The following is a 7274-nucleotide window of genomic DNA, read 5'->3' as shown; positions in this document are numbered from 1 at the left end:
CCCCTCCCACATTGGGTTTGCATAGGCCGTTAGAGAAGTGTGCGGGCCAGGGCCTTTTTCCATTCGGTGTAACGCCCGGCCATCGCCGGATCATCCTGCGGTTCAAAGCGCTCGCGCTGGCGCTCCAACTGCCCCAACGCTTGATCACTCGCCCAAATCCCCAACGCCCTGCCCGCCAGATGCGCTGCGCCCAATGCCGACACTTCCGGCGACAGGCTGCGCACCACCGGGCGTTGCAGCAGGTTGGCCAGGAACTGCATCAGCCAACGGTTGCGCGTGGCGCCGCCGTCGACCCACAGTTCCTTCAAGGGGCTGCCGATGTCCTGCTGCATCGCTTCAAACACATCACGAATCTGATAACCGATGGACTCCAGCGACGCCCGCAGGATATGCGCGCCCGAGGTGGCTTCCGTCAGCCCGCAGATCAACCCACGTGCATCGGCTTTCCAATGCGGTGCGCCCAGACCCGAGAGGGCCGGCACGAAGTACACGCCGCCGTTGTCCGGCAATTGCGCCGCTTGCTCGGTCAGGGCATCCAGGGATTCCCCGGCCACCAGCCGCGAGGCCCACTGCACGGCGGCGCCGGTGTGGACGATATTGCCTTCCATGCCGAAGGTTGGCTTGCTGCCGTCATGCCACGCCAGGGTGGTCGACAGCCCATGGGTGGACGCAATCGGGCCGCTCATGGGCGTCATCAAGGATGAGCCGGTGCCGAGGGTGGCCTTGACCAGCCCCGGGGCGAAACCGCCCTGCCCGTACAGCGCGGCGTGGGAGTCGCCGATCATCGACATCACCGGGACACCCGCAGGCAAGCCGCCCACGGCGACGGTTTCAGCGAAGAATCCGGCGCTGGGCTGGATCGGTGCCAGCGCCACCAACGGAATGGCAAACAAGTCCAGCAACTCGGGATCCCAGGCGCAGGTGTGCAGGTTGAACAACTGCGTGCGCGCCGCGTTGGAATAGTCGGTGGCAAACACCCGGCCGCCACTGAGTTTCCACAGCAGCCAACTGTCGACGGTGCCCAGGCAAATCTCACCCGCGGCGGCGCGGGCGTGGCCGTTGTCCAGGTTGTCGAGAATCCAGCGGAACTTGCCCGCCGAAAACATCGGGTCGAGGGCCAAGCCGGTTTTTTCGAGGATGAGCGCCTCATGCCCCTGCTCATGTAATTGGGCGCACAACGCCGTGGAGCGGCGGCATTGCCAACTGATGCACGGCGACAGGGGTTCGCCGGTTTGCCGGTCCCAGGCCACCACGGATTCGCGCTGGTTGCTGATGGCCACGGCCGTGATGGACCGGTCCACCTGGGCCAGGCATTCTTCCATTGCGGCCAGGGTGCTGTGCCAGATAAACAGCGGGTCCTGTTCGGAGAACCCGGCCTGGGGGTGGCTGACGCTCAGCGGCCGCGAACCGCGAGCGATCACCTGCCCCAGTTCGTTGACCAGCACCGCCTTGGCGTTGCTGGTGCCTTCGTCTATCGCCAGGATCAGCGGAGTGTTGTTAGTCATGGGTTCACCGCAACCGAGTGGCAGCCGCCACAATCCCAGCCGCGTCGATGTTATGCAAGGCGCGGGTCGGTTCACGGGCGCCGGCAGCGGCGTATTCGCCATCGCCGATACCCAGGCGGATCAGTGGAATGCCCAGCCCGGCTTCGGCCAGCACTTCGGCGACCAGGCTGCCGACGCCGCCGTTGATGTTGTGTTCTTCCACGCTGATCACCCCACGGGTGCCGCTCAACGCGCTGAGCAGTACGTCGCGCTGCAATGGTCGGATCGATGACAGGTTGATCACCTGCGCCTGGATGCCCTGCTCCGCCAGCAAGGCAGCGGCGTCCACGGCTTCATGCACCACCGAGCCCAAGGCAACGATGCTCACGTCCGCGCCCTGGCGCAGGATATCCACCTGGCCGGGTTGGAAGTGGTAGTCGCCAGCGTGCACATCTGGGAGGGCCTTACCGTCGAGACGTATATACACCGGACCGTGGTAACGCAGCGCGTAATCGACAATCTGCCGGCACTCGATGGCATCGGCCGGCGCGAAGATCTGTACATTGCCAAAGCCGCGCATCACCGAAATATCGTCGAGGCTGTGGTGGGTGCTGGCCAACGGGCCGTAGCTGGTACCGGCGTTCAGGCCGAACATTTTCACATTGGCCTGGTTGTAGCAGACGTCCACCTTGATCTGCTCATTGGCGCGGGAAATCAAAAACGGGGCCGCGTTGCAGGTGGCGGCAATCTTGCCGCCCAGGGCCAACCCCGCCGCCACGCTGACCAAGGACTGCTCGGCAATCCCGACGTTGATCAAGCGCTCCGGGAAGCGCTGCACAAACGGGCCGATCTTGGCCGTGGACGTGGAGTCGCTGACCACGGGTACCACATCCAGCCCGGCGTCGACTGCGTCAATAAAGGCCTGCACCATGACGCTCGCCAAATGTTCACTCGCCATGGTTCAACTCCTCCAGTGCCGCATTGATTTCATCGCCCTTGGGCACGCGGTGGTGCCATTCAGGGCGGGCTTCGATAAAGGACACGCCCTTGCCTTTGATGGTGTGGGCGATCAGCACCTGGGGCGCGCCGGTTTGGGTCTGCATGGTTTCCAGGGACTCGATCAACTGGCCCACGTCGTTGCCATCGCACTCGCTGACGGTGAAGCCGAAGGCGGCCCATTTCACGTCCAACGGGTCGAGGGGCATGATCTCGGCGGTCAGGCCGGCCAGTTGCAGTTTGTTCTTGTCGACGATCACAAACAGGTTATCCAGCCCGTACTTGGCCGCCGCCATCGCCGCCTCCCAGTTGGAGCCTTCGGCCAGTTCGCCGTCGCCGGTCAGCACATAGATGCGCTTTTTACTGCCGGACATCTTCGCCGCCAATGCCAGCCCCACCGCCACCGGCAAGCCGTGGCCGAGGGCGCCGGTGTTGAGTTCGATGCCGGGGGTTTTCTGGCGCACCGGGTGGCCGGGCAAGTGGGAATTGAAGTGCTGGTAAGTGGGCAACCATTCGGTAGGGATATAGCCTGCCTGCGCCAGACAGCAGTACAAACCGCCCACACCATGGCCCTTGCTCTGGATATAGATATCGCGCTCAGGGTCTTCGGTGCGTTCCGGGCCGGTATTGAGGATGCGGAAGTACAGGGTGGCGAGGATGTCGGTTTCCGACAGGTCCGCCCCGGTGTGGCCGCCGGCCGGTGAGTCGGCGTTGAGGCGGATCACATGGCGGCGGATCAGGCGGGCCTGTTCCTTGATCTGGTGGGCGTCGTACTGGAAGGCATTCATGCAGCGGCTCCTGTGGGGCTGACCACGTGAGGTAAAAGCGTCCAAAGCTGTGTTTGAATATTTATTCAGCAGTGACAATATATTTCTATTTAGACGCTGATCGTCCGCCCGGTCAAGTGAGCGATCCACGGAAAAATCAAATAAATCGAAGAAACATCCCTCGGACAAACGGGCAAAATCCCACACGGACTTGTCTATCCCGTGGCTTTGGCCGGAGTGAAAGCGCCGGTTTAGAGGCATACCTGAAAAATTAAGCGCTTGACTTTGACACGGTGTCACTGGAATCTGAATTAACAGTCAGGCACGCATAAATATTCAAGACGCCTGAAAGCACTCCAAAAAAAATAAATCAGGAGAACACTGTGGACGCCAAAGCTATTGTCCAGCACCCGGCCGAACTCAAGCCGCCACCCCGCCCACGGTTGGTGAAACTGCTCCCCAGCAATATCGGCGGCCCGCTGATCGGCCTTGTGCTGCTGGTGCTGGTCTTCTCCTTCAGTTCCGAATTCTTCTTCTCGTTGCGCAATGGCCTGAACATCCTTGATCAGGTCACGGTGCTGGGCATCCTGGCGATTGGCATGACGGCGGTGATCGTCATCGGCGGTATCGACCTGTCGGTAGGTTCGGTGCTGGCCTTCTCGATGATGATGCTCGGCTGGCTCTACCAGGATCAGGCGGTGCCGCTGGGCTTTGCGATTCCGATCTCGATCGCCACCGGCATGCTCGCCGGGCTGGTGTCCGGGGGCTTGATTACCTACGCCAAGTTGCCGCCGTTTATCGCCACCCTGACCATGATGTCGGTGGCCCGTGGCCTGGCGAATATCCTCACCGAAGGCCGGCAGATCGTCGGTTACCCGGAGTGGTTCACCAGCCTGGCCACGGTGCGGCATTTCGGCTTTCTGTCGGCCACCGTCGGGTTGTTCCTGGTGATGCTGCTGGTGGCCTGGGTGTTCCTGCGCTTTCGTGCTGGTGGCCGCAACCTTTATGCCATGGGCGGCAGCCCGGAAGTGGCGCGCTTGTCTGGCATCAAGGTGCGGGCGATTACCTTGTGGGTGTACGCCATCAGCGGCGCCCTCGCCGGAATCGCCGCCGTGACCCTGGCTGCGCGCCTGGACTCCTCGCAACCCAGTGCCGGCCTGAGCCTGGAACTGGACGCCATCGCCGCCGTGGTGATTGGCGGCGCCAGCCTCAGTGGCGGCGTCGGCAGCATCGGCGGCACGCTGGTGGGTGTGCTGATCATTGGCGTGTTGCGCAATGGCCTCAACCTGCTGGGCGTGTCCCCGTTTATCCAACAAGTGGTGATCGGCGTGGTCATCGCCCTCGCCGTGACCATCGACACCCTGCGACGCCGTTCCAGCACTGCCCGTTAACCCTGTTCGACAGTTGACACCCTCCAACAATAAAACCAGGAGTCACCGACATGTTCAGCCCCAAGAAACTGCTTATCGCCACTGCTCTGGCGGCCGCGACCCTCACCGCCACTGGCACCACCTGGGCCAAGGACCTGACCATCGGCCTGGCCGTGGCGAACCTTCAGGCCGATTTTTTCAACCAGATCAAGCAATCGGTGGAAGCCGAGGGCAAGGCCAAGGGGATCAAGGTGATCACCGTGGACGCCCAGGGCAATTCGTCCACCCAGGTCAGCCAGATTGAAGACCTGATCACCCGCCAGATCGATGTGCTGATCTACATCCCGGCCGGTGCCACCGCTGCGGGTGTGCCGGTCAAAGCCGCCAAGGCCGCCGGCATTCCGGTGATCGCCGTGGACCGCAACGCCCCCGACGCACCCGGCGATACCTTTATCGCCAGCGACAGCGTGGCCGGCGCCAAGACCCTGGCCGAGTACGTGGGCAAGATCACCGACGGCAAGGGCCGCATCGCGATCCTGCAGGGCCAACTCGGCACCACCCCGGAGAATGATCGCGCCAAGGGTTTCGAAGAAGGCCTCAAAGCCTTCCCGGACCTCAAGGTGGTGGCCCAGCAACCGGCCGAATGGGCCCAGGACAAGGGCTTCGCCGTGGCCCAGGACCTGCTCCAGCGCGACCCGAATATCACCGTATTCTTCGGCCGCGCCGATGCCATGGCCTTGGGCGCTGCCCAGGCGGTGAAGGTCGGCAACCTCGATCACAAGGTCGTAGTGGTCGGGTTTGACGGCGACGTGGCCGGGCTCAAGGCGGTCGAAAGCGGCGTGCTTAACGCCACCATGACCCAGCAGACCCAGAAAATGGGGCGCCTGGCCGTGGCCTCGGCGATTGACCTCAAGGCCGGCAAAGCCGTACCCAAGGAACAACTGCTGCCCACCGTGCTGACCACCAAAGAAAACGTCGCGCCGTTCCTGCAACAGCACCCGTAAGCCTTGGAGGTCGTCATGCAAGCAGCCGCTCTGGAGAGCAGCACCGATGCGGTGCTGTGCCTGCGCAATATCAGCAAGGCCTACGGGCCGGTGCAGGTGTTGTCCCAGGTCAATGTGGATATTCGTCCCGGTGAAGTGCTGGCCCTGCTCGGCGAGAACGGTGCCGGCAAGTCGACCTTGTCGTCGATCATCGCGGGCCTCGTGCAACCCGAAGCCGGGGGTAGCATGACCTGGCTCGGCGCGCCGTATGCACCCGCCTCGCCGGGCGCGGCACTGGGCGCGGGTATCGGCCTGATCCACCAGGAAATCCGTTTGCTGCCGCAATTGTCGATCGCCGAGAACATCTTCGTCGTCGCCTGCCCATGCGTCACGGGCGGGTCGACCGCGATTACATCGAGGCCCAGGCGCAGATCCAACTGCAACGCCTGGGGCTCAACGTGCCGGCGTCACGCAAGGTCGAAGGCCTGAGCGTGGCGGCCCAGCAATTGGTGGAAATCGCCAAGGCGCTGACGTTGAAGGCCAGCCTGCTGATTCTCGATGAACCGACCGCTGCGCTGGGCGCCGAAGAAACCGAGCTGCTGTTCAAGCAGGTCGAACGCCTGAAATCCGAAGGCGTGTCGTTTATCTATATCAGCCATCGCCTGGAAGAAATCGCACGCGTCGCCGACCGTGTGCTGGTGCTGCGCGACGGGCGCCAGATCGCCCTGCACGCCACCGCGCAAGTGCCGGTGCGCGAGCTGGTGGAACAGATGGTCGGGCGCAGCCTGGAGCGGATTTTCCCCGCCTTGCAGGCGCCGCAGGAGCAGGTGATGTTGCAGGTCAAAGACCTGACCTGCCGCGAATTCGCCCTGCACGGTATCGACTTCAGCGTGCGGGCCGGCGAAGTGTTCGGCATTGCCGGGGTGGTCGGCGCCGGGCGCACAGAGCTGGTGCGTACCATTGCCGGTGCGGCCCTGGATATCCAGGGCCACATGATGCTGGACGGCGAAGTGCGGCAGCTGCGCAGCCCGTTTGAAGCGATCCAGGCCGGCGTGGTGCTGGTGCCTGAAGACCGCAAGCAGCAAGGTGTGGTGGTCGAACATCGCATCGAAGACAACCTGGTCTACGGCAACACCGACCTGCTGGATAAACGCGGCTGGGTGCTCCCTGCCCCGCTGCGTGAATTCGCCCGCACGGCGGTGGCACGGCTCGGCGTGAAAGGCGCGCCGCAGTCGCGGATTTCCAGCCTGTCCGGCGGTAACCAGCAGAAAGTGATCATTGCCAAGTGGCTGGCGCGCAATCCCAAGGTGTTCATCCTCGATGAACCGACACGGGGCATCGACGTGGGAGCACGGGCGGCGATTTATGAGGTGATCGCGGACCTCGCGGCCAAGGGCATGGCGGTGATCGTGGTGAGCTCAGACCTGGATGAAGTGCTGGGCTTGTCCCATCGGGTGATGGTGATGAGCCGGGGCCGGCAGATGGGGATCCTGGAGCGCGGCGAAGCCACGCCGGTTTCCGTAATGGAAATGGCCACCGCTTAACCCACATACAACGAAGATCAAATGTGGGAGGGGCTGCCCCCGATGACCATGGGTATCTACACAACTCTCAAAGGCTTACATAAAAACCCTGTGGTGAGCGGGCTTGCCCCGCGCTGGGCTGCGAAGCGGC

At 63.1% G+C, this 7274-nt stretch carries 6 protein-coding genes and 1 pseudogene; 4 read left to right on the top strand and 3 right to left on the bottom strand.

The window, feature by feature from the left end; translation table 11 throughout:
* Positions 1–29 precede the first annotated feature (29 nt).
* Genes IQK56_RS28595 through IQK56_RS28585 form a run of 3 tightly spaced genes read right to left on the bottom strand, consistent with a single transcriptional unit; the run spans position 30 to position 3268 of the window.
* Positions 30–1505 carry an FGGY family carbohydrate kinase gene (locus tag IQK56_RS28595; RefSeq protein ID WP_193864131.1) on the bottom strand — a complete coding sequence of 492 codons (1476 nt, stop codon included), beginning with the start codon at positions 1503–1505 and terminating at the stop codon, positions 30–32.
* Positions 1506–1509: 4 nt separating this feature from the next.
* On the bottom strand, positions 1510–2442 hold the full coding sequence (locus IQK56_RS28590) for a transketolase family protein (protein ID WP_122308069.1): 933 nt from the start codon (positions 2440–2442) through the stop codon (positions 1510–1512).
* A complete protein-coding gene (locus IQK56_RS28585) occupies positions 2432–3268 on the bottom strand; it encodes a transketolase (RefSeq protein WP_122308068.1) in 837 nt (278 codons plus the stop codon). The genes IQK56_RS28590 and IQK56_RS28585 overlap by 11 nt, the downstream gene beginning before the upstream one ends.
* Positions 3269–3630: 362 nt before the next feature.
* On the opposite strand from IQK56_RS28585, the gene IQK56_RS28580 reads away from it, so the two are divergent.
* From IQK56_RS28580 to IQK56_RS31860, 4 genes and pseudogenes are all read left to right on the top strand, one after another.
* Positions 3631–4638, top strand: coding sequence for an ABC transporter permease (locus IQK56_RS28580; RefSeq protein WP_099586942.1), 1008 nt, complete (start codon positions 3631–3633; stop codon positions 4636–4638).
* A 50-nt stretch (positions 4639–4688) separates the two neighbouring features.
* Entirely contained in the window at positions 4689–5621 is a 933-nt protein-coding gene (locus IQK56_RS28575; RefSeq protein ID WP_101271522.1) for a sugar ABC transporter substrate-binding protein, read from the top strand.
* 15 nt (positions 5622–5636) lie between these two features.
* Positions 5637–6112: pseudogene (locus IQK56_RS31865) on the top strand (ATP-binding cassette domain-containing protein); the annotation flags it as partial.
* Positions 6113–6370: 258 nt separating this feature from the next.
* A complete protein-coding gene (locus IQK56_RS31860; protein ID WP_425274656.1) occupies positions 6371–7144 on the top strand; it encodes an ATP-binding cassette domain-containing protein in 774 nt (257 codons plus the stop codon).
* Positions 7145–7274 lie beyond the last annotated feature (130 nt).

This window comes from Pseudomonas cyclaminis, assembly GCF_015163715.1.
GTDB lineage: Bacteria > Pseudomonadota > Gammaproteobacteria > Pseudomonadales > Pseudomonadaceae > Aquipseudomonas > Aquipseudomonas cyclaminis.
The sequence above is the reverse complement of the archived record's forward strand: the minus strand, read 5'-3'. Positions and strand labels throughout refer to the sequence as shown.

Coding starts and splice junctions, on each gene's coding strand:
- IQK56_RS28590 (WP_122308069.1), bottom strand. CDS start 2,442: ATGGCGAGTGAACATTTGGCGAGCGTCATGGTGCAGGCCTTTATTGAC.
- IQK56_RS28575 (WP_101271522.1), top strand. CDS start 4,689: ATGTTCAGCCCCAAGAAACTGCTTATCGCCACTGCTCTGGCGGCCGCG.
- IQK56_RS28585 (WP_122308068.1), bottom strand. CDS start 3,268: ATGAATGCCTTCCAGTACGACGCCCACCAGATCAAGGAACAGGCCCGC.
- IQK56_RS31860 (WP_425274656.1), top strand. CDS start 6,371: ATGGTCGGGCGCAGCCTGGAGCGGATTTTCCCCGCCTTGCAGGCGCCG.
- IQK56_RS28595 (WP_193864131.1), bottom strand. CDS start 1,505: ATGACTAACAACACTCCGCTGATCCTGGCGATAGACGAAGGCACCAGC.